The organism is Mycolicibacterium confluentis (assembly GCF_010729895.1).
GTDB lineage: Bacteria > Actinomycetota > Actinomycetes > Mycobacteriales > Mycobacteriaceae > Mycobacterium > Mycobacterium confluentis.
This window is the reverse complement of the sequence record NZ_AP022612.1, coordinates 5,803,058-5,823,729: the sequence shown is the minus strand read 5'-3', so window position 1 is coordinate 5,823,729 and position 20,672 is coordinate 5,803,058. Positions and strand designations below refer to the sequence as shown.

General features: G+C 67.5%; 23 protein-coding genes and 1 tRNA gene. 14 read left to right on the top strand and 10 right to left on the bottom strand.

Annotation, left to right across the window (positions count from 1 at the left end):
* Positions 1-100: 100 nt before the first annotated feature.
* Positions 101-796 (bottom strand): S1 family peptidase, encoded by a 696-nt coding sequence (locus G6N34_RS27340; protein WP_163645565.1) that lies wholly within the window; start codon positions 794-796, stop codon positions 101-103.
* 118 nt (positions 797-914) lie between these two features.
* On the opposite strand from G6N34_RS27340, the gene G6N34_RS27335 reads away from it, so the two are divergent.
* Positions 915-1,433: a phage holin family protein gene (locus G6N34_RS27335; protein WP_085150266.1), complete on the top strand. Its 519-nt coding sequence runs from the start codon at positions 915-917 to the stop codon at positions 1,431-1,433.
* Positions 1,434-1,440: 7 nt separating this feature from the next.
* Positions 1,441-2,388 carry an alpha/beta fold hydrolase gene (locus G6N34_RS27330; RefSeq protein ID WP_085150268.1) on the top strand — a complete coding sequence of 316 codons (948 nt, stop codon included), beginning with the start codon at positions 1,441-1,443 and terminating at the stop codon, positions 2,386-2,388.
* Here the strand turns inward: G6N34_RS27330 and marP are convergent.
* The 4 genes from marP to nth are packed head-to-tail and all read right to left on the bottom strand — an operon-like array spanning position 2,385 to position 5,708.
* Positions 2,385-3,575, bottom strand: a complete 1,191-nt coding sequence (gene marP / locus G6N34_RS27325) for an acid resistance serine protease MarP (protein WP_085150270.1) — start codon at positions 3,573-3,575, stop codon at positions 2,385-2,387. The two genes, G6N34_RS27330 and marP, sit on opposite strands and share 4 nt — an antisense overlap.
* Positions 3,572-4,360 (bottom strand): NUDIX hydrolase, encoded by a 789-nt coding sequence (locus tag G6N34_RS27320; protein ID WP_085150326.1) that lies wholly within the window; start codon positions 4,358-4,360, stop codon positions 3,572-3,574. The genes marP and G6N34_RS27320 overlap by 4 nt, the downstream gene beginning before the upstream one ends.
* A gap of 13 nt (positions 4,361-4,373) precedes the next feature.
* Positions 4,374-5,021, bottom strand: a complete 648-nt coding sequence (locus G6N34_RS27315; RefSeq protein ID WP_085150272.1) for a TlpA family protein disulfide reductase — start codon at positions 5,019-5,021, stop codon at positions 4,374-4,376.
* Between the two features lie 6 nt (positions 5,022-5,027).
* Complete coding sequence (gene nth / locus G6N34_RS27310) at positions 5,028-5,708, bottom strand: endonuclease III (protein ID WP_163645634.1); 681 nt, start codon at positions 5,706-5,708, stop codon at positions 5,028-5,030.
* 148 nt (positions 5,709-5,856) lie between these two features.
* Here nth and G6N34_RS27305 point away from each other — a divergent pair, with 148 nt between their 5' ends.
* On the top strand, positions 5,857-6,135 hold the full coding sequence (locus G6N34_RS27305; protein WP_085150274.1) for a hypothetical protein: 279 nt from the start codon (positions 5,857-5,859) through the stop codon (positions 6,133-6,135).
* 102 nt (positions 6,136-6,237) lie between these two features.
* Positions 6,238-6,912: a cAMP-activated global transcriptional regulator CRP gene (crp, locus tag G6N34_RS27300; RefSeq protein WP_068248454.1), complete on the top strand. Its 675-nt coding sequence runs from the start codon at positions 6,238-6,240 to the stop codon at positions 6,910-6,912.
* Positions 6,913-6,993: 81 nt separating this feature from the next.
* On the opposite strand, the gene G6N34_RS27295 is transcribed toward crp, so the two are convergent.
* From G6N34_RS27295 to G6N34_RS27285, 3 genes are read right to left on the bottom strand one after another with little or no spacing between them, the layout of a single operon-like run.
* Complete coding sequence (locus G6N34_RS27295; protein ID WP_085150276.1) at positions 6,994-7,773, bottom strand: MBL fold metallo-hydrolase; 780 nt, start codon at positions 7,771-7,773, stop codon at positions 6,994-6,996.
* Complete coding sequence (locus G6N34_RS27290; protein ID WP_085150278.1) at positions 7,770-8,225, bottom strand: RidA family protein; 456 nt, start codon at positions 8,223-8,225, stop codon at positions 7,770-7,772. The genes G6N34_RS27295 and G6N34_RS27290 overlap by 4 nt, the downstream gene beginning before the upstream one ends.
* Positions 8,222-8,383, bottom strand: a complete 162-nt coding sequence (locus G6N34_RS27285) for a Sp36 family protein (RefSeq protein ID WP_109788355.1) — start codon at positions 8,381-8,383, stop codon at positions 8,222-8,224. The genes G6N34_RS27290 and G6N34_RS27285 overlap by 4 nt, the downstream gene beginning before the upstream one ends.
* Positions 8,384-8,433: 50 nt before the next feature.
* On the opposite strand from G6N34_RS27285, the gene G6N34_RS27280 reads away from it, so the two are divergent.
* Positions 8,434-9,453 carry an ATPase BagA gene (locus tag G6N34_RS27280; RefSeq protein WP_085150330.1) on the top strand — a complete coding sequence of 340 codons (1,020 nt, stop codon included), beginning with the start codon at positions 8,434-8,436 and terminating at the stop codon, positions 9,451-9,453.
* Positions 9,454-10,569, top strand: a complete 1,116-nt coding sequence (locus tag G6N34_RS27275; protein ID WP_085150280.1) for an ATPase BagB — start codon at positions 9,454-9,456, stop codon at positions 10,567-10,569.
* Between the two features lie 293 nt (positions 10,570-10,862).
* On the opposite strand, the gene G6N34_RS27270 is transcribed toward G6N34_RS27275, so the two are convergent.
* Together G6N34_RS27270 and G6N34_RS27265 are read right to left on the bottom strand one after the other, a co-directional pair.
* Positions 10,863-11,012: a maleylpyruvate isomerase N-terminal domain-containing protein gene (locus tag G6N34_RS27270; RefSeq protein ID WP_085150282.1), complete on the bottom strand. Its 150-nt coding sequence runs from the start codon at positions 11,010-11,012 to the stop codon at positions 10,863-10,865.
* 32 nt (positions 11,013-11,044) lie between these two features.
* The gene (locus G6N34_RS27265; RefSeq protein ID WP_085150284.1) at positions 11,045-11,398 is read right to left on the bottom strand and encodes a WhiB family transcriptional regulator; all 354 of its coding nucleotides are present in this window, start codon (positions 11,396-11,398) and stop codon (positions 11,045-11,047) included.
* A 279-nt stretch (positions 11,399-11,677) separates the two neighbouring features.
* Here G6N34_RS27265 and ponA2 point away from each other — a divergent pair, with 279 nt between their 5' ends.
* From ponA2 to G6N34_RS27225, 8 genes are all read left to right on the top strand, one after another.
* Entirely contained in the window at positions 11,678-14,104 is a 2,427-nt protein-coding gene (gene ponA2 / locus G6N34_RS27260; protein WP_085150286.1) for a transglycosylase/D,D-transpeptidase PonA2, read from the top strand.
* 27 nt (positions 14,105-14,131) lie between these two features.
* Positions 14,132-15,091: a metallophosphoesterase gene (locus tag G6N34_RS27255; RefSeq protein WP_085150289.1), complete on the top strand. Its 960-nt coding sequence runs from the start codon at positions 14,132-14,134 to the stop codon at positions 15,089-15,091.
* Between the two features lie 6 nt (positions 15,092-15,097).
* Positions 15,098-16,192, top strand: coding sequence for an L-cysteine desulfhydrase Cds1 (cds1, locus tag G6N34_RS27250; protein WP_085150291.1), 1,095 nt, complete (start codon positions 15,098-15,100; stop codon positions 16,190-16,192).
* A 216-nt stretch (positions 16,193-16,408) separates the two neighbouring features.
* Positions 16,409-16,482, top strand: a tRNA-Pro gene (locus G6N34_RS27245).
* Positions 16,483-16,669: 187 nt separating this feature from the next.
* Positions 16,670-17,461, top strand: coding sequence for a bestrophin-like domain (locus tag G6N34_RS27240; RefSeq protein WP_163645563.1), 792 nt, complete (start codon positions 16,670-16,672; stop codon positions 17,459-17,461).
* A 230-nt stretch (positions 17,462-17,691) separates the two neighbouring features.
* Complete coding sequence (locus tag G6N34_RS27235) at positions 17,692-19,062, top strand: flavin-containing monooxygenase (protein WP_085150295.1); 1,371 nt, start codon at positions 17,692-17,694, stop codon at positions 19,060-19,062.
* Positions 19,052-19,681 carry a TetR/AcrR family transcriptional regulator gene (locus tag G6N34_RS27230; RefSeq protein WP_085150297.1) on the top strand — a complete coding sequence of 210 codons (630 nt, stop codon included), beginning with the start codon at positions 19,052-19,054 and terminating at the stop codon, positions 19,679-19,681. Before G6N34_RS27235 ends, G6N34_RS27230 begins: the two co-directional genes overlap by 11 nt.
* On the top strand, positions 19,678-20,622 hold the full coding sequence (locus G6N34_RS27225; protein WP_085150299.1) for an alpha/beta hydrolase: 945 nt from the start codon (positions 19,678-19,680) through the stop codon (positions 20,620-20,622). Before G6N34_RS27230 ends, G6N34_RS27225 begins: the two co-directional genes overlap by 4 nt.
* The last annotated feature ends 50 nt before the right edge of the window (positions 20,623-20,672 follow it).

The window sequence follows — 20,672 nt, the reverse complement described above, 5'->3', positions numbered from 1 at the left end:
GTCTTCGAAGCCATCCGCGCAGGCAAGTAGCCCTCTCACTTCCCGCGAGCGGCCGCTCGCGGGACCCCAGCCCGCTCGCGGGAAAAGGCCCTGGGAAGAGCTAGGACCCGATCGGGACGAACCCGCTGCCCGGGCGGTCCTTGGCCACGATGTCGGCCAACTGCGTGTTGAACGACATCGTCACGGCTGGCGTGTGCAGCGGGATGAACTTGATGACGCAGGTCGGCAGGTCCTCGGTGAACGCGCCGTGGATCATGCCGACCAGCTTGTTGTCGACGGTCACGGGCGCACCGGAGTCCCCGGGCTGACCGCAGACCTGGTTGACGATGGTGCCGGGATCCTTGCCGGGGCCCCACGTGACGCCGCACGAATATCCCGTCGTGCGGCCCAGCTTGCACGCCACGGCGCCGAACTTCGGGTCGGGACCGAGGCCGTTGATGAGGAAGCCCTTGACGTTGTTGGTCGGGGTCACCTTGGCCGGGTCGAACTTGATGACGGCATAGTCCAGGCCGTCATTCCCGGCGACCATGGTGCCGACGGGCCCTTCTGCCTCCGCGCCCTCGGCGGCCACTGTCGCGCCCGGGCCGCCGCAGTGCGCCGAGGTGAATCCGACCAGGTCACCCCTGTTGTCGTGCCCGATCGCGGTCAGCGTGCAGAACGACTCGCCGTTGACCACGATGCCCGAACCGCCACCGAGAACCACCGGGGCCGCGTGCGCGGGCCCCGCGAGAGCGACGCCCGAACCGATCACCACGCACAGACTGGCCAGACTTCCCCACCGCCGGCGTCCGGTCATCAATGATCTCCTGCCATCGTCCAGCCCCTGCTGTCGCGTCAGTTTAGCCGGGCCACACCTGCACCATCGGTATCAGCGGGTCGTGCTGGCCCCAGACGGCATGGCAACATGAACGATCGTGAGCAAAGGTGACCGCAAGACCGGCGTACCCGCCACCGTGACCTCAATCCCGTTGGTCGATCCGCATGCAGTGCCGGCCGACGCTTCCATCGGCGACCTCGTGAAGGACGCCACCGCCCAGGTGTCGACGCTGGTGCGGGCGGAAGTCGAACTGGCCCGGGCGGAGATCACCCGCGACGTCAAGAAGGGGCTGACCGGCAGCGTCTTCTTCATCCTCGCGCTGGTCATCCTGTTCTACTCCACGTTCTTCTTTTTCTTCTTCGTCGCCGAACTGCTGGACACCTGGCTGTGGCGCTGGGTCGCGTTCCTGATCGTCTTCGCCGTCATGCTGGTGGTGACGGCCGTGTTGGCGCTGTTCGGGTATCTGAAGGTGCGGCGCATCCGGGGCCCTCAGCAGACCATCGAGTCGGTCAAGGAGACCCGGTCGGCGCTGACCCCTGGTGACCACCGCGGCCCGCATGCCCAGACCACGCTGACCGATAAAGCCGCCAACGCACCCGACCCATCCGGTTGGTGACCGTCTGATGGCGGTTGGTCCCGACCCCTCGGTGACCCGCATCGCCGGACCGTGGCGTCATCACGACGTGCACGCCAACGGGATCCGGTTCCACGTGGTCGAGGCCGATCCCAAGCCCAACGATCCACCCCCAGCCTCGCGCCCGTTGGTGATCTTCCTGCACGGCTTCGGGTCGTTCTGGTGGTCGTGGCGACACCAACTGCGCGGCCTGTCGGGCGTGCGCGGGGTCGCGGTGGATCTGCGGGGCTACGGCGGCAGCGACAAACCGCCCCGGGGTTACGACGGGTGGACGCTGGCCGGCGACACCGCCGGACTGATCCGCGCACTGGGCCACACCTCGGCCACGCTGGTCGGCCACGCCGACGGTGGCCTGGTGTGCTGGGCGACCTCGGTGCTGCATCCGCGGTTGGTGCGCGGCATCGCCCTGATCAGTTCACCGCATCCGGCGGCACTGCGGCGTTCCGCCCTGACCCGCCGCGATCAGAGTGGCGCACTGCTGCGCTCGCTGCTGGCATACCAGGCTCCGTGGTGGCCCGAACGGATGCTCACGCGTCACGATGCCCACGCCCTCGAGGATCTGTTCCGTCGCCGCGCGTCTGCGAAATGGGCCGCATCAGAGGACTTCTCGGCGAGCGTCGGACACCTGCGGCAGGCCATCCAGATTCCGGGTGCGGCGCACTGCGCCTTCGAGTACCAGCGCTGGGCGGTGCGCAGTCAGTTCCGCTCCGAGGGACGGCGATTCATGCAGGCCATGGACAAGCCCCTCGACATCCCGATGCTGCACCTGCGCGGCGACGCCGACCCGTACGTGCTGGCGGATCCGGTGTCCCGGACGCGCCGGTACGCGCCGCAGGGTCAGTTCGGGTCACTGGCCGGCGCCGGTCATTTCGGCCACGAGGAAGCGCCCGAGGCGGTCAACGACCACCTGACGAGGTTCCTGGCGGAACTCGGTTAACCGCCGACGCAGGCGCCCGTGGGCGCACGCCCGGTGTTGTTGATCTTGGGGAACTGCTTGGACACCTCATTGGCCGTCAGCACGAATCCCGTGTCGTTGTCGTCGACCGCGGCGCCGAAGATGACGCCGAGCACCTGACCCGCCCGGTTGATCAGTGGTCCACCGGAATTGCCCTGCCGGACAGTGCCTCTGATGGTGTAGACCTCACGGGTGACGGTCTTCGTGTGGTAGATGTCGGGGCCGTTGAGTTCGATGACCTCGCGGATGCGTCCCGGCGTGGCGGCGAAGTCCCCGCCGCCGGGGTAGCCGAGCACCAGCACGTCGGTGCCCGACACGGCCTGGTCTGTGACGAACGGCAGCGGTGGCGCGGGCAGGTCGGGCACCTCGAGGATCGAGATGTCGGCGTCGGGGTCATACGAGATCACCGTGGCGGAGTACTCGGTGCCGTCAGAATCGATCGTCACACTGTCCGATCCGGCGACGACGTGGGCGTTCGACATGACCCGGTTGGGGGCGACCACAAATCCGGTGCCCTCCAAGACCTTCTGACAACCCTCTGCCATTCCGCGGATCTTCACCACGCTGGGTCGCACGGTCTCGACGATCGGCGATGTCGCCAACGAGGCGTCGGGTGGGTCGACGGCTGCGATGGCGGTCGGTCCCAGTGGGCCGAGTGCCTCATGCAGATTCGAGGTGTCCCAGACTTCGGACAGCCGTTTGGGGAAGGCCCGCAACCACTCCGGTGCCACCGCCTCGACTTCCGAGATGACCTTGGAACCCTGTACCGCCGCAGCCAGATTCGGCTGCCCGGAGGTCGTGAGCGGGCTGCCGAGCATCCAGGCCGCCACCACCACGAGCAGCATCTGCACCACGGCGCCGACCAGCGAGTCCAGGAACCGCAGACCCGACCCACGGATCACGCCCCGCATGGCGCGGCCCAGCACCACGCCGGCGATCTCGCCGATCACGACGAGTGCGAGGATCAGGAACAGCGCGACGAACAGCTTGGTCCGCTGACCGTCGATCTTGTCGATGAGGTGCGGGGCCAACAGCAGACCAGCCCCGCCGCCGAGTGCGACGCCGATCAGCGACATCACCGAACCGAGCGCGCCGGAGCGCCATCCCGACACGGCGAACACGAATGCCAGCGCGACGATGGCGATGTCGATCCATTGCGATGTGGTCATACACCTTCACCATCTGTGGGCACCAACGCCATGGCCTCGTCGAGTTCGAGCACGCGGTCGGCGTCCCAGGGCTTCGACCATCCGGCGACGTCGAGCATCGCCGAGATCACCTGTCCCGTGAAACCCCAGACCAGCATCTGGTTGAGCAGGAACGCCGGCCCGGCGAAGCGTCGCGTACTGCTGGCGCGATACACCGTCAGCCGGTTCTCCGGGTTCACAAACGCACGCACGGGCACCCGCGCGACAATAGCCGTTTCCGCCTCGTCGACGACCTCCACGGGGCCAGGGTCCGGCGAATAGGCCAGCACCGGGACGACATGGAACCCCGACGGCGGGATGAACATGCGCTCCAGGGTCGCCAGCGGATGGATGCGCGAGGTGTCGATGCCGGTCTCCTCCCACGCCTCGCGCAGGGCCGTCGCGACCGGTCCGCCGTCCTCCGCGTCGCTGGCGCCGCCCGGGAAGGCGGCCTGCCCGGCGTGGTGGCGCAGCGTCGAGGCCCGGACCGTCACGAGCAGGTCGGCGTCGGGCGGCAGAGCACCGTCAGCCGGCATGTCCGGCGGACCGGAGAACAGCACGAGAACCGCCGCGTCGCGCCCGGTTCCCTCGGCGACGGCCTGGGCGTTGGCGTCGGTGATCATCGCGAGCACCTCGGCGGGCACTCGGCGGCGGTACGCGCCGCGGACCTTGTCGACGTTGTCGAGCAGCGGACGCAGCCAGGGCGGGCCGACATGCGGCGCGAGCGGGACGGGTTCCCGCCAGCGCGCGGTGCCACCAGCGCTCACCACGCATCCCCCCTCATCGCAGGTCACCCACCGCCGCCTCGATCTCTTCGGCGGTGGCGAATGACCGCGGCAGGATCTGGGCAACGCTACCGTCCGCGCGCAGCACGACGGTTGCGGGCATCACGTTCGGCACGCGCAACGCGCCCGCGACGCGACGCCGCCCGTCCTGAAGCGTGGGCAGGTGGACGCCCAGTTCGGCGAGCCGCAACAAGGCCGCCTCCTCGTTCTGATCCTGGTGGACCGTCAGCACCGTGACCGCCGATCCGACTCTGCGCTGATACTCCGCCATCGCGGGCAGTTCGTCAGCGCAGGGCCCGCACCAGTAGGCCCACAGGTTCAGGACGGTGGGGCGGCCCGCGACGGTCTTGGCCACCTCGACGGTGGACCCGTCGGACGCGCACTCCAACGCGATGCCGCGCAACTTCTCGGGTCCCGGTCCGACGCCGGGACCGGGGCAGGGGCGCAGGTCGGCCCGCTGCCGCGGACCCGCGAGTGCCTCGGCGGTGTCGGCCGCGCGCCGGTCCTGCGCCTGCGGGCCCTCGGCCGACTGCGACGTCGTCTGCTCACCGTCGTCGGAGCCCACGAACTCCGCGACGAAGGCACCAAGCACCAACACCATGACCACTGCGATCGCCAGGGTCCAGCGCGCCGACGAGTTCATCTGTGCTTACAGACCCGCCAACGCCAGCAGGTGTTCGGTCTCCGGCCCCTTCACGAGCGGAGCGGCCAGCATCGGGTCGGTCGGGCCCGCCCCGAAGGACGGGCAGTCATCGGCGAGCACGCAGACGCCGCAGGCCGGCTTGCGGGCGTGGCACACGCGCCGGCCATGGAAGATCACCCGGTGGCTCAGCAGGGTCCACTCGCGGCGTTCGATCAGTTCGCCAACGATCTTCTCGACCTTGACGGGGTCCTCTTCGTCGGTCCAGCGCCACCGGCGGACCAGGCGGCCGAAATGGGTGTCGACCGTGATGCCCGGGACGTCGAACGCATTGCCGAGGATCACGTTGGCGGTCTTGCGTCCCACCCCGGGCAGCGTCACCAGTTCGTCCATCGTGCGCGGCACCTCACCGTCGAAGTTCTCCACGAGCGCCTGGCCCAGCCCGATCAACGACGTCGCCTTGTTGCGGTAGAAGCCGGTGGGCCGAATGAGCTCTTCGAGTTCGGTGCGATCGGCGCCCGCGTAGTCGGCCGCGGTGCGATACCGGGCGAACAGTGCGGGGGTGGTCAGGTTGACCCGTTTGTCGGTGCTCTGCGCGGACAGAATGGTCGCGACCGCCAGTTCCAGCGGGTTGGTGAAGTCCAGTTCGCAGTACACATGCGGAAAGGCCTTCGCCAAAGTCCGGTTCATCCTCCGGGCCCTGCGGACCAGTCCGAGATGAGTCTCGCGATCCCATTTCCGGTCACGTTTTCCCTTGCCCGCCACCCTCACAGGGTAGCGGCGCAGCGGATGGCAAAACGTAATCCTGCTGAGACCTTGCCCGTGTTTACTTCGTCGTGTGTCCTGGTTGCTCGCAGCGTCCGTCCCCGGGCTGCTCATGATGGCGACGTTTGGGCTGGAACGCTTGGAGACGACGATCGACGACCGCGACACCGACGACGAGGTCGCCGAACTCATCGAGCGGGTGGCCGCGCTGCCGCGCCCCGCGCCCGTGCGTCTCCGGCCCCCGCCGACGCCCGTCGCATTCGCCGAAGAACCCGATCTTCCGACCCGGTTGTGCCGGACACTGGAAGGCAATCCGCAATTTCGACAGACTCGACAAGCAAATCGTGTGTAGCGTTGGCTAGTCGCTAAGCGGCCTACCTCTAGACTGAGCACGCTAATCCATAGAGGGCTGGGCAGCGCGCATCAGACCATCACAGAACTAAGAGGGGCCAACGTGGACGAGATCCTGGCCAGGGCCGGAATCTTCCAGGGAGTCGAACCCAGCGCTGTTTCCGCGCTCACCAAGCAGTTGCAGCCCGTGGACTTTCCGCGCGGACACACTGTTTTCGCAGAGGGCGAGCCCGGCGATCGGCTGTACATCATCATCTCCGGCAAAGTGAAGATCGGCCGGCGTTCGCCGGACGGCCGCGAGAATCTGCTGACCATCATGGGACCGTCGGACATGTTCGGCGAGCTGTCGATCTTCGACCCCGGCCCGCGGACGTCGAGCGCCACCACCATCACAGAGGTGCGTGCGGTCTCGATGGACCGTGACGCGCTCAAGGCGTGGATCAAGGACCGTCCTGAGATCGCCGAGCAGCTGCTGCGCGTGCTGGCCCGCCGCCTGCGCCGCACCAACAACAACCTCGCCGACCTGATCTTCACCGACGTGCCGGGCCGTGTGGCCAAGCAGCTGCTGCAGCTCGCTCAGCGCTTCGGCACCCAGGAGGGCGGCGCGCTGCGCGTCACGCACGACCTCACGCAGGAGGAGATCGCCCAGCTGGTCGGCGCCTCCCGCGAGACCGTGAACAAGGCCCTGGCGGACTTCGCCCATCGCGGCTGGATCCGGCTCGAGGGCAAGAGCGTGCTGATCAGCGACAGCGAGCGCCTGGCGCGCCGCGCCCGCTGACCAGCTTTTCCCGCGCCGAGACTGCGCTCAGGGCTGCCGCTGCGACGGCATCACAGCCCTGTCTGCAGTCGCGGCGCGGCTTTATGCGCGCAGGTAGTCCAGTTGGGCCTGCACCGATGATTCGGCGGCCTCCCACAGCTTCTCGTCCACGTCGGTGTAGACGTGTTCGACGATCTGCCGTGCCGTCGCGTCGTCCCCGAGTGTCCGCAGCGCGTCGCGAACCTGGTCCAGTCGCTCCTCGCGGTGCGCGAGGTAGTAGTCACTGACGGCCTGCAGGTCGGGCAGATCGGGTCCGTGGCCGGGCAGCACCGTGCGCGGCCCGAGTCCTCTCAGCCGGCGCAGCGACTCCAGGTAGTCGCGCAGGCTGCCGTCCTCTTTGTCGATGACGGTGGTACCGCGGCCCAGCACGGTGTCGGCGGTCAGAACGGCGTCGTCGACCAGGAAGCTCATCGAGTCCGCGGTGTGCCCTGGCGTGGCCATGACGGTGATGCGCAGGCCCGCGGCGTCGATCACCTCGCCGTCGGTCAGGGGACCGCCCAGGCCCCTCAGGAAGCCGCTGCCGACCGAGCGCACCACGGCGCCGGTGCGGTCGACGAGCTTGTCGATGCCGTCGGTGTGATCGCCGTGCTTGTGGCTGATCAAAACCAGCGGGATGGTGCCGAGGGCCGCGATCCGGTCCAGGTGCGCGTCATCGTCGGGCCCGGGGTCGACGATCACGAGTTCGTCGCTGCCGGGGCCGCGCAGCACCCAGGTGTTGGTGCCGTCGAGCGTCATGATGCCGGGGTTGTCGCACAGCAGCACCGAGGCCGTGTCGGTCACCGGACGAAGCAGTCCGTAGGCGGGATGCTCCGGCGCGGTCACGCCACCTCGACGATGAGTTCGACCTCCACAGGCGCGTCGAGCGGCAGTTCGGCCACGCCGACCGCCGAGCGGGCGTGGCTGCCCGCGTCCCCGAAGACCTCGCCGAGGAGCTGGGACGCACCGTTGACGACGCCGGGTTGTCCAGTGAAGCCCGGCGCCGAGGCGACGAATCCGACCACCTTGACCACGCGGGTCACCGAGTCGATGCCGACCAGCGCGTCGATCGCCGCCAGCGCATTGAGCGCGCAGATTCGGGCCGCGGTTTTGGCGTCTTCGGGGCTGACGGCGGTGCCGACCTTGCCGACGGACGACAGCTCACCGTCGGCGAGCGGCAGCTGGCCCGAGGTGTAGACCAGGTTGCCGGTGCGCACTGCGGGCACGTAGGCGGCCAGTGGAGCGACGACGGTGGGCAACTCCAGGCCCAGTTCCGCGAGCCTGTCCTTGACGCTCACTTCGCCCGTTTCAGGTAGGCGACGTGCTGCTCACCGGTGGGCCCGGGAAGCACCGAGACCAACTCCCAGCCGTCCTCTCCCCACTGGTCCAGAATCTGCTTGGTGGCGTGGGTCAGCAGTGGCACGGTGGCGTACTCCCAGGCGGTCCGATCGCTCATGTGGCATGAGCTTAGTCATGACTGCTAGCCCGTTGACTAGCATGCAGTTCATGGCGACCACAGCAAGCGGCGGCAGCACCGTCGGCTGGCCTTCCCGCTTGGCGGAGGCCCGACTGCATTTCGTCACCGGCAAGGGGGGCACCGGTAAGTCGACGGTCGCTGCCGCTCTGGCACTGACGTTGGCCGCAGGCGGCCGCAAAGTGCTGCTGGTGGAAGTTGAAGAGCGACAAGGCATTGCACAGCTTTTCGATGTGCCGCCCCTGCCATATGAGGAGCTCAAGATCGCGACCGCCGACGGCGGTGGCCAAGTGAATGCGCTGGCCATCGACATCGAGGCCGCTTTCATGGAGTACCTGGACATGTTCTACAACCTCGGCTTGGCCGGTCGAGCGATGAAACGCATCGGGGCCGTCGAGTTCGCCACCACCATCGCTCCTGGTCTGCGCGATGTGCTGCTGACCGGCAAGATCAAGGAGTCGGTCATCCGACTCGACAAGAACAAGCGCCCGGTCTACGACGCCATCGTCGTCGACTCGCCGCCGACCGGGCGGATCTCCCGGTTCCTGGACGTCACCAAGGCCGTCTCGGATCTGGCCAAGGGCGGGCCCGTGCACTCGCAGGCCGACGGCGTGGTCAAGCTGCTGCACTCCGAGCAGACCGCGATCCACCTGGTGACGCTGCTCGAGTCGCTGCCCATCCAGGAGACGGTCGAGGCGATCGAAGAACTTCAGGGGTTGGGCCTGCCGATCGGCAGCGTGATCGTCAACCGCAACATCCCGAATTTCCTGCAGCCCGACGACCTGGCCAAGGCCGCCGAGGGCGACGTCGACGCCGACGCCGTGCGCGCTGATCTCGAGTCCGTCGGAATCAAGCTCTCCGATGACGATTTCGCGGGTCTGCTGACGGAGACCATCCAGCACGCCACCCGCATCAAAGCCCGGTCAGAGAGCGCCGAGCAGCTTGACGAGATCAAGGTGCCGCGGTTGGAACTGCCCGCCATCAACGACGGCATCGACCTCGGCAGCCTGTATGAGCTCGCCGAGGCACTCGCCCAGCAGGGGGTCCGCTAGATGAGCACGACACCTTCGGCGCTCGACATCGCGTCGATCCTCAAAGACACCTCCAACCGCGTCATCGTGTGCTGCGGCGCCGGCGGCGTGGGCAAGACGACGACGGCCGCCGCCATGGCGTTGCGTGCCGCCGAGTACGGGCGCACCGTCGTGGTGCTCACCATCGACCCCGCGAAGCGGCTGGCGCAGGCGCTGGGCATCAAGGATCTGGGCAACACCCCGCAGCGGGTTCCGCTGGCACCCGAGGTGCCCGGCGAACTGCACGCGATGATGCTCGACATGCGTCGCACGTTCGACGAGATGGTCATCGAGAACACGGATCCGCAACGCGCACAAGCGATTCTGGATAACCAGTTCTATCAGACGGTGGCCACCTCGCTGGCGGGCACGCAGGAGTACATGGCGATGGAGAAGCTGGGGCAGCTGCTGTCCCAGGATCGCTGGGACCTGGTGGTGGTGGACACCCCGCCGTCGCGCAATGCACTCGACTTCCTGGATGCCCCGAAACGACTGGGCAGCTTCATGGACGGCCGCCTGTGGCGTCTGCTGCTCGCACCCGGACGCGGCATCGGCAAGCTCGTCACCGGCGCGGTGGGCCTGGCCATGAAGGCCCTGTCCACCGTCCTGGGTTCCCAGATGCTCTCGGACGCATCGGCTTTCGTGCAGTCGCTGGACTCGACGTTCGGCGGCTTCCGCGAGAAGGCGGACCGCACCTACGACCTGTTGAAGCGGCGCGGCACGCAGTTCGTCGTGGTGTCCGCACCGGCGCCGGATGCCCTGCGGGAGGCGACGTTCTTCGTCGACCGCCTGTCGCAGGAGAGGATGCCGCTGGCGGGTCTGATCCTCAACCGCACGCATCCCACGCTGAGCTCGCTGCACATCGAACGGGCCGTCGACGCCGCGGAGGCGCTGGAGGAGAAGGACCCCGAGTCCTTAACGGCAGCGGTGCTGCGCGTGCACGCCGATCGCGGGCTGACCGCCAAGCGTGAGGTCCGCCTGCTGTCTCGGTTCACCGGCGCCAACCCGCACGTGTCGATCGTCGGGGTGCCGTCGCTGCCGTTCGATGTGGCGGATCTGGAGGCCCTGCGGGCCATCGCGGACCAGCTGACCGCCTGACGACGAAGCCCGCGGCGTCAGCCGCGCGCAGGAGTCAGGCGCAACAGCCCCGCCTGACGACGAAGCCCGCGGCGCCAGCCGCGCGCAGGAGTCAGGCGCAACAGCCCCGCCTGACGACGAAGCCCGCGGCGCCAGCCGCGCGCAGGAGTCAGGCTAGTCAAACGCGCCTGAGGCACGCCGGCCGCATCAGGCGGGCGAGTTCCTCGGGTGGGGATGCCGCGAAATCGGACAGGGCCCAGGCGTTCAGGCGGTCGATGTCACCGGATGCCCGAACCATGTTGAGCGTCAGGCGTCTACGACTCTTCGCGAGATACGCAACGGGTGAGTGCGGCCACATCACGCACGGTCCATCCGGCGCACAGGCTCGTTATCGTCCACTGCTCGGGTGTCAGCGAGTCGAGAAGATCGGCGAACTCCTCCCGCTGCGCGCGCGCGGGCCGCATGGGGTGCTCAGGAAATCACGTTGGCGCAGTTATTAGCCAGCGGTGCGGTGCTTACGCTGGGCGGCGAAGAAATCTGCCCATGACACCACGTCGGGATGCTGCTTGAGCAGTGCTCGGCGCTGCCGTTCGGTCATGCCACCCCAGACCCCGAACTCCACCCGGTTGTCGAGCGCGTCGGCCCCACACTCCGCGATCACCGGGCAGTGCCGGCAGATCACCGCGGCCTTGCGCTGGGCGGCCCCGCGAACGAAAAGTTCGTCGGGATCGGCGCCTCGACACCGAGCCTTCGAGACCCAGGCGATGCGGGCTTCCGCCTCTACACCCTGGACAGGCACCGTGATCGGTGCTGGGGTTGCCCTACGCGTTGCGGTCCGAGTACCTGACACCAGCGATTCCCTTCGCTCGGTCCGCTCTGCAGCGGCACCCCACTCTGCGGTTGATCGTGTTGCGATCTACACCACATCGCGTCGTGATGTGTTACCTACGTCGCACTGTGTGTATAAGTTAGGTGGTCAGGTTGCATTTGCGCAACACTTCTCGACCCACATTTTTGGGACGGGCGTCCCGTCCGATCATGAATCGGGTCCCACCACCCCGCTTCGAGGCCGAAGCGAACCGCGACGCTCGGCATTCGCCCCGCTCAGGGCATCGTTAGGCTGTACGACATGTCAGAACGCCCACCGGTGGCAGTGACGGTCATCAAGATGGCCTGGTGCTGCCTTCTGGCCGCCGTCGTGGCGGCGGCACTCATGTTTCCCGTCGTGGGCGGACTGGGTCTCGTTTCGAACCGCGCATCCGACGTCGTCTCCAACGGATCGTCCCAATTGGTCGAGGGTGACATCCCCGCCGTCAGCACCATGGTCGACGCCAAGGGCAACGTCATCGCCTGGCTGTATTCACAGCGGCGCTTCGAAGTGCCCAGCGATCAGATCGCCGACACGATGAAGCTGGCAATCGTGTCCATCGAGGACAAACGCTTTGCCGAGCACAACGGCGTGGACTGGCAGGGCACGCTCACGGGCCTGTCCGGCTACCTGGCCAATGCGGCCGACACCCGCGGCGGGTCGACGATAGAGCAGCAGTACATCAAGAACTACCAACTTCTGGTCACCGCCCAGACCGACGCCGAACGTCGTGCTGCGATCGAGACCACCCCGGCCCGCAAGCTGCGCGAGATCCGCATGGCGCTGACGCTGGACAAGACGTTCACCAAGCCGGAGATCCTGACCCGGTACCTGAACCTGGTGTCATTCGGCAACGGCGCCTTCGGCATCCAGGACGCCGCCCAGACCTACTTCGGCGTCGACGCGTCGCAGCTGAACTGGCAGCAGGCCGCGCTGCTGGCCGGCCTGGTCCAGTCGACCAGCGCCCTGAACCCGTACACCAACCCCGAGGGCGCGCTGGCTCGGCGCAACCTCGTGCTCGACACCATGATCGAGAACCTGCCCACCAACGCCGACGAGCTTCGCGCCGCCCGGGAACAGCCGCTCGGCGTGCTGCCCGTGCCCAACGAACTCCCCCGCGGCTGCATCGCCGCGGGTGATCGCGCCTTCTTCTGTGACTACGTCCAGGAGTATCTGGCCCGCGCCGGCATCAGCAAGGAACAGCTGTCCAAGGGCGGCTACCTCATTCAGACCACGCTGGATCCCGACATCCAGGGCCCGGTGAAAGATGCGGTCAACCGCTACGCCAGCCCCGACACACCGGGCGTCGCCAGCGTGATGAGCGTGATCCGGCCGGGCAAGCAGTCCCATCCGGTCGTCGCGATGGCCAGCAACCGCACCTACGGGCTGAATCTCGAGGCGAACGAGACCATGCAGCCGCAGCCGTTCTCCCTGGTCGGCAACGGCGCGGGGTCGGTCTTCAAGATCTTCACCGTGGCCGCCGCCCTCGAGATGGGCATGGGCATCAGCGCCCAACTCGACGTGCCCAGCCGGTTTGAGGCCAAGGGGCTCGGCAGCGGCGGCGCCAAGGGGTGCCCCAAAGACACCTGGTGTGTGCAGAACGCCGGCAGTTACCGCAGCCCGATGAACGTCACCGATGCGCTGGCGACCTCGCCCAACACTGCGTTCGCCAAGCTCATCTCGCAGGTGGGTGTGCAGCGCGCGGTCGACATGGCCGTCAAGCTGGGCCTGCGCTCGTACGCCGACCCGGGCACCGCGCGGGACTACGACCCCGAAAGCAACGAGAGCCTCGCCGATTTCGTCAAGCGGCAGAACATCGGCTCGTTCACCCTGGGGCCCATTGAGGTCAACGGTCTCGAGTTGTCCAACGTCGCGGCGACGCTGGCGTCCGGCGGCACCTGGTGCCCGCCCAACCCCGTCGAGAAGGTCTTCGACCGGCACGGCAGGGAGATCGCGGTGACCACCGCGACGTGCGAGCAGGTCGTCCCGGAGGGTCTGGCCAACACCATGGCCAACGCGTTGAGCAAGGACGACACCGGGGCGGGCACGGCCGCGGGCGCGGCCGGATCCGTCGGGTGGGACCTGCCGATGTCGGGCAAGACCGGGACCACCGAGTCCAACCGGTCGTCGGGCTTCCTGGGCTTCACCAATCAACTCGCGGCCGCCAACTACATCTACGACGACTCCAACACCCCCAGCGAGCTGTGCTCGTGGCCGCTGCGGCAGTGCGGGTCGGGGTCGCTGTTCGGCGGCAACGAACCCGCCAGCACGTGGTTCGCGGCCATGAAGCCGATCGCGACGACCTTCGGTGACGTCGTCATGCCGCCGACCGACCCCCGTTATGTCGACGGTGGCCCCAACTCACGGGTGCCCAGCGTCGCCGGCCTGACCCAGGACGGGGCCCGGAGGCGGATCCAGGAGGCCGGATTCCAGGTCGCCGATCAGCCGACCTCGGTGAACAGCAGTTCATCGGCAGGCACGGTCGTGGGGACCGCCCCCAGCGGTCAGACGATTCCGGGGTCGATCGTCACGATCCAGGTCAGCAACGGCATCCCTCCGGCGCCGCCGCCACCGCTGCTGCCGCCCGGGATGCCGCCGCCACCGCCGCAGTTCGGTCAGACCGTGGTCGAGATCCCCGGTCTGCCGCCCATCACGGTGCCGGTTCTCGTACCGCCACCGCCTCCGTGACGCACACGTGAGCAGTATCCTGCTCACATGTCCGCAGTTGTGCCCATCCTGAAACGCACCGCCGCAGTCACGCTCGGCTCGGCCATCGCCGGGATCGGCTACGCCTCGCTCATCGAGCGCAACGCGTTTGTCGTACGCGAAGTGACGATGCCGGTGCTGAGCCCGGGGTCCTCGCCGTTGCGGGTCCTACATCTGTCGGACCTGCACATGCGTCCCGCGCAGAAGCACAAGCAGGTGTGGCTGCGGGAACTGGCGCGGTGGGAGCCCGACCTGGTGGTCAACACCGGAGACAACCTGTCGCACCCCAAGGCCGTGCCGGCCGTCGTGCAGTCGCTGGGCGATCTGCTGGCGGTGCCGGGCCTGTTCGTGTTCGGCAGCAACGACTACTTCGGACCCACGCTGAAGAACCCGGCCAAGTACCTGACGGACCGGGATCACCGTTCGCACGGCACGCCGCTGCCCTGGCAGGACCTGCGCGCGGCGTTCACCGAACGCGGGTGGCTCGACATGACGCACGTGCGCCGTGAGATCGAGGTCTCGGGTGTGACGATCGCCGCAGCCGGCGTGGACGATCCGCACATCCAGCGCGACCGGTACGACACCATCGCCGGCCCGGCGAACGCCGCAGCCAACCTGACCCTCGGCGTGGTGCACGCGCCGTACACCCGGGTGCTGGACCGCTTCGCGGCCGACGGCTATCAGCTGGTGATGGCCGGCCACACGCACGGCGGCCAGCTGTGCGTGCCGTTCAAGGGTGCGCTCGTGACGAACTGCGACCTGGACACCTCCCGCGTCAAGGGTGCGTCGAAGTGGGGCGCACACACGGCCCTGCACGTGTCGGCGGGCATCGGCACGTCGCCGTTCGCGCCGGTGCGGTTCTGCTGCCGCCCGGAGGCCACGCTGCTGACGCTGGTCGCCGCCCCGACCGGCGGACGCGACGCAAGCCGAAGCCTCGGCCAGTCCCAGCCCACAGCCGCTGTGCACTGATTCGCCGTGGACTCGGTCTGCGAACACACCCCTGACCGCGCCTGGCTGGACAACGCGGTCAGGCTGATCGAGGCGGATGCCCGGCGCAGCGCCGACACGCACCTTCTCCGCTACCCGCTGCCGTCGGCGTGGTGCGGCGGTGCCGACGTCGCGCTGTACCTCAAGGACGAGACCACCCACATCACGGGCAGCCTCAAGCACCGCCTGGCGCGTTCACTGCTGCTGTACGCGCTGTGCAACGGATGGATCGGCGAACACACCACCCTGGTCGAGGCGTCCTCAGGGTCGACCGCCGTCTCCGAGGCGTACTTCGCGGCGCTGCTGGGCCTGCCGTTCATCGCGGTGGTCCCGAAGTCGACGAGCTCGTCGAAGATCGCGCTGATCGAATCCCAGGGTGGCCGTTGCCATTTCGTCGACAATTCCGGTGAGGTCTACGCCGAGGCCCAGCGTCTGGCCGACGAGACCGGCGGGCACTACCTGGATCAGTTCACCAACGCCGAGCGTGCGACGGACTGGCGCGGCAACAACAACATCGCCGAGTCGATCTTCTCCCAGATGCGTGCCGAGGAGCACCCGGTGCCGTCGTGGATCGTCGTGGGCGCGGGCACGGGCGGCACCAGCGCGACCATCGGCCGCTACATCCGTTACCGCCGCTATGCGACCCGTCTGTGCGTCGTGGACCCGGAGAACTCCGCGTTCTTCCCGTCGTATCAGCAGGGCCGCGACGTCGTCACGGGTCAGTCATCGAGGATCGAGGGCATCGGCCGACCGCGCGTGGAGCCGTCGTTCGTGCCCGGCGTCGTCGACCGGATGGTGAGCGTCCCCGATGCGGCGTCGATTGCGGCGGCCCGCCATGTCAGCGGCGTCCTGGGGCGGCGCGTGGGGCCGTCCACGGGCACCAACATGTGGGGCGCGTTCGGCCTGCTGGCCGAGATGGTGGCGCGCGGAGAGAGCGGGTCGGTGGTGACCCTGCTGGCCGACAGCGGCGACCGCTACGCGGACACCTACTTCGACGACGAGTGGGTCACCAGCAGAGGGATCGACCCCTCCGAGGCGTCGGAGAAGCTGGCCGCGTTCGAGCGGTCCTGCTCCTGGTCCTGACCTTCGGCCGTCAAGAACAGCCACAGTGCGGCCAGGGCGAAGAATCCTCCGTAGAGTGCGGCACCCAGCGCGGTCATAGTTCTTCTCTTTCGGTGAGGCTTTCAGATTGCAGCTTCTGCTGAGCTACAACGTCACCGACACACCGTCTCCATCCCGATCCGGGGAACGCGTTTGGCTTCTCGGCACCCTCGTGCGATACGCTGTCGTGGCTTCACGCGGGGTGTGGCGCAGCTTGGTAGCGCGCTTCGTTCGGGACGAAGAGGTCGTGGGTTCGAATCCCGCCACCCCGACTCGTGTGACTGCAAGGCAGAGGCCCTGACCGGATTCCGGCAGGGCCTTTCTGCTGCCAGTCCGAAGTCGGCCGCTTCGGGCCCGGCCGGGGATTCGCGAAACACCCCGATTCGGCCGGGCTGGCATTTACAGTCAGTTTCCGGCTCAAGGGCGATTCTGCCCACTCAACGAGAAAAGGGGGCGCGGGTGAGTCAGTGGCTGGTCAGCCATGTGCCACCGTCGCTGCTACTGATTCTGATCGTCGCCTGCACCGCGGGTACCGCGATCCTCGCCCAGGCCTTTGTGCGCCGCCGATTCCCGAACCTTCGCGGCGACGAACACAACGATGTCACCAAATTCGCCTTCGGCGTGGTCGGCTTCGTGTTCGCGTTCTTCATCGGCTTCGTCGTCTCAGCCATGTGGGGACAAATAAGCCATGCCGACAGCATCGTGCGCACCGAAGGCACCGCCGGAGCGCAACTGGCCCGAGACTCCCATATCTTCGACCAGCCTGACCGCGACCGGATGCGTCAGGCTCTGCTCGAATACAAACAGGCCGCCATCATCGAGTGGGACGAAATCAACGCCGGCCGGTCCTACGCCGAGGCCGATAAGGCTCTCGACCGGGTCTACGCCGCCTACGAAACCGCCCAGTCACGCACTGACGCACAAGAGATCCTCCTGGCCAACTCATTTGGCAACCTCGAAGATCTGAGCAGGGCGCGCGCCGAACGCATCCTGCAGGCCGCCACCGACACCGGCCCACCCTGGTCGCTGTGGGCCGTCATCATCATCACCAGTGGGCTGCTGTTGGGCTGCGCCATCATCTACGGGGTCGAAAAACCCGCCAACCACTACGCCATGGTCGCCATCATCGGCACTCTCGTCGGCGCGCAACTCTTTCTCGTCGTGGAGCTGTCCCACCCGTTCATCGGCGCGGTGTCCACCGTGCCCGAACCGCTCCACCAAGTCGTTCGCACCCTGCAGGCGACCCCCTAACGTCGCGTATCCCGGCCCGTAGTCGGTCCGGCATAAACCCTGCTCCCGGCAACGCAGGACCTGCGAAAGCCGCATTGTCCGACGAGCCGCACGCTCGGGCCCCGAAGGGGGAGAATCCCCGCCGGCCCCGGCCTCGCAGCGGCGCGCGCGCCTGCCGAAACGAATCTTTGACTGTTGTCAGAGATTTGGCTAGCGTGCCGGGTGACGGAGTTCACAGAACGGTAGGGATCATGTCTTCATCACCCACAACGGCCATCATCGGGGCGGGCATCAGCGGTCTGACCACGGGCAAGAACCTCGCCGACGCCGGCATCGAGTACGACTGCTTCGAGTCGTCGGACCGAATCGGCGGGAACTGGGCGTTCCGCAACCCGAACGGTCACTCCAGCGCTTATCGGTCGCTGCACATCGACACCTCGCGCGACTGCCTGTCGTTCCGTGACTTCCCGATGCGGGCTGATCTTCCCGACTATCCGCATCACTCCCAGATCAAGGACTACCTGGACGAGTACGCCGAGGCCTTCGGGCTTCTGGAGCGGATCCAGTTCCAGAACGGCGTCAAGCACGCCCGGCGCCTGCCTCAAGGTGGCTGGGAGCTCGACACCCAGGATGGACAGACGCGACGCTACGACACCCTGGTCGTCGCGAACGGACATCACTGGGATCCCCGCACGCCCGACTTCCCGGGCGAGTTCACCGGCGAGAGCATCCACGCCCACCAGTACATCGACCCCACCGAACCGCTGGATCTGCGCGGCAAACGCATCGTCGTCGTCGGCATCGGCAACTCAGCCGCTGACCTCGTCTCCGAGCTCTCCCAGAAGTCGTGGCGCAACACCGTTTATCTCTCCACCCGGTCCGGCGCCTGGGTCGTGCCCAAGTACGTCTTCGGGATGACCGCGGACAAGATCGCGCACTCGCTGCCCGTGATCCCACTGGCATGGCAACGCCGCGCGATGCAGCCCTTCGCCCGGCTGATGTTCGGTGATCCGCAGCGCTACGGGCTGCCGAAACCCAACCATCGATTCCTCGAGGCGCACCCCACCCAGTCCGCCGAACTCCTCATGCGGCTGGGGTCGGGTGACGCGACCGCGAAACCGAACATCGAACGCCTCGACGGCCGTTCGGTGGTGTTCGTCGACGGCTCCACCGTGGAAGCCGATGTGATCATCTACGCGACGGGCTACAACATCACGTTCCCGTTCTTTGACCGGAGCTTCCTCGAAGCCCCCGACAACCGGCTCCCGCTGTACAAGCGGATCCTCAAGCCGGGTATCGACGACCTGCTCTTCATCGGGTTCGCACAGGCTCTGCCCACGCTGTTCCCGTTCGTCGAATGCCAGGCCCGGTTGGCCGCCGCGTACCTCGCCGGCACCTACCGGCCCCCGTCCGAAGCCGAGATGCGGCGCGTCATCGCCGCGGACGAGCGCAAGTACATCGGCCACTTCGTCGACAAGCCGCGTCACACCCAACAGGTCGACTACTGGGACTACGAACGCAACATGCGCAAGCGTGAGCTTCCCGCCGGGCTGCGCCGCGTCGAGAAACTGGGACCGGTGCAGCTGGCCGGACGGGCACGCGAGGCCGCCGGTGTCGCCTGAGCCGACGCAGACCTCACGCCGCAACGCCCGCCGGCCACAACCGCGCGGCGACCAGAGCAGGCTGCGCCTTCTCGAGGCATTCGCGGAACAACTGCAGACCCAGTCGCTGGCTGAGGTCAGCGTCGCCGAGGTGGCGCGCTCGGCGGGGTTGAAGCGACCGGCGTTCTATTTCTACTTCGCGGGCAAGCACGAAGCCGTCACCGAACTGCTCACCCGCATCTTCCACGATGACGTCTTCACCATCGGAGGATTCCTGGCCGGCGGCGGCGACCCGCGAGACTCCGTCGTCGACGCCATGACGCGGACCTTCGAGTCGTGGCACACCCACCGGACCCTGTTCCGGGCCATGCTCGATGCCCGCGACTCCGATCCCGAGGCAAAGGCGATCTGGGACCAGTGGTTGCAGCGGTACGAGGAGTTCGTCAGCGACTTCATCGCCATGCAACCCACCATCGACATCCCCAACCCCGGGGCACTTGCCCACGCGCTCATCTCAATGAACGAACGGGTACTCGACCGCCACGTCCGCTCCGACGACGGACCCGAGGCCGCGGCCCCGCTTCTCGAGGCGATCATTCACGCCTGGCACATGGCACTGTTCGGAGGGACAACGCAATGACGTCTGCCGCACACCAGATTCAGTCCGGCGGCGACACCATCGCGGCGCGGCACTTCGTCGCGACGACGGACGCGCTGGCCGGTCCGGCAGGACGGCCCTGCGTCGTCATGGCACACGGACTCGGTGCGACACAGGACAGCGGGCTGTTCGAGTTCGCCGAGGCGCTGGCCGACGCCGGCACCGACGTCGTGACGTTCGATTACCGGCACTTCGCCGAATCCTCTGGACAGCCAAGACAATTGATCTCGCTGCCCCGGCAGATCGCCGACTACCACGCGGTGATCGACTACGCCCGGCGGCTTGAGAATGTGGATCCGGAGCGGATCGTGGCATGGGGCGTCTCGCTGTCCGGTGGGCACGTCATCCGCGTCGCGGCCGACGACCCGCGCCTGGCGGCAGTCATCTCACTGACACCCGCGACCGACGGACTGCCCGTGGTCGCACACATGCTGAGGACGCTCGGACCGAGATACCTCCTGCGCGTGATGGCTTATGGCGTGCGCGACGTCGCGGCGAAGCTGCTCCGGCGCCCACCCGTGCTCATCCCGATCGTGGGCGCACCCGGCGAAGTGGCCGGCTTGGGCGCCGAGGGGGCCGTCGAAGGGATGTACAACATCGCCGGGCCCACCTGGCGCAACGAGTTCACCGCGCGACTGGTGTTGGCCATGGGTGGGTATCGACCGATCACCAGCGCCAAGAACGTCACCTGCCCGGCCCTCGTGCAGATCGGTGATCAGGACCGGACCGCACCGCCCGCACCAGCCACGTCGGCGGCGACGCGGATGCGAGCGACGGTCCATCACTACCCCTGCGACCATTTCGACGTCTATCCCGGCAACCGATGGCATGACCGCGTCGTCAAGGACCAGATCGCTTTCCTACGAAGTGTTTTAGCGCCGAGCCGAGCTGAGTCGCTGATTCCGTTCTCCGCCGAGGCTTAAACCTCTGCGACGCACCTCGGCGTGTCTGCGCAATGGTTTAAGTGTCGCGC

Bases quoted from the DNA above. Each gene is read 5' to 3' on its own strand.
- G6N34_RS27315 (WP_085150272.1), bottom strand. From the start codon at position 5,021: ATGAACTCGTCGGCGCGCTGGACCCTGGCGATCGCAGTGGTCATGGTG.
- G6N34_RS27330 (WP_085150268.1), top strand. From the start codon at position 1,441: ATGGCGGTTGGTCCCGACCCCTCGGTGACCCGCATCGCCGGACCGTGG.
- ponA2 (WP_085150286.1), top strand. From the start codon at position 11,678: ATGTCAGAACGCCCACCGGTGGCAGTGACGGTCATCAAGATGGCCTGG.
- G6N34_RS27285 (WP_109788355.1), bottom strand. From the start codon at position 8,383: ATGAGCGATCGGACCGCCTGGGAGTACGCCACCGTGCCACTGCTGACC.
- G6N34_RS27270 (WP_085150282.1), bottom strand. From the start codon at position 11,012: ATGCGGCCCGCGCGCGCGCAGCGGGAGGAGTTCGCCGATCTTCTCGAC.
- nth (WP_163645634.1), bottom strand. From the start codon at position 5,708: ATGAACCGGACTTTGGCGAAGGCCTTTCCGCATGTGTACTGCGAACTG.
- G6N34_RS27340 (WP_163645565.1), bottom strand. From the start codon at position 796: ATGACCGGACGCCGGCGGTGGGGAAGTCTGGCCAGTCTGTGCGTGGTG.
- G6N34_RS27275 (WP_085150280.1), top strand. From the start codon at position 9,454: ATGAGCACGACACCTTCGGCGCTCGACATCGCGTCGATCCTCAAAGAC.
- G6N34_RS27225 (WP_085150299.1), top strand. From the start codon at position 19,678: ATGACGTCTGCCGCACACCAGATTCAGTCCGGCGGCGACACCATCGCG.
- marP (WP_085150270.1), bottom strand. From the start codon at position 3,575: ATGACCACATCGCAATGGATCGACATCGCCATCGTCGCGCTGGCATTC.
- G6N34_RS27280 (WP_085150330.1), top strand. From the start codon at position 8,434: ATGGCGACCACAGCAAGCGGCGGCAGCACCGTCGGCTGGCCTTCCCGC.
- G6N34_RS27255 (WP_085150289.1), top strand. From the start codon at position 14,132: ATGTCCGCAGTTGTGCCCATCCTGAAACGCACCGCCGCAGTCACGCTC.
- G6N34_RS27235 (WP_085150295.1), top strand. From the start codon at position 17,692: ATGTCTTCATCACCCACAACGGCCATCATCGGGGCGGGCATCAGCGGT.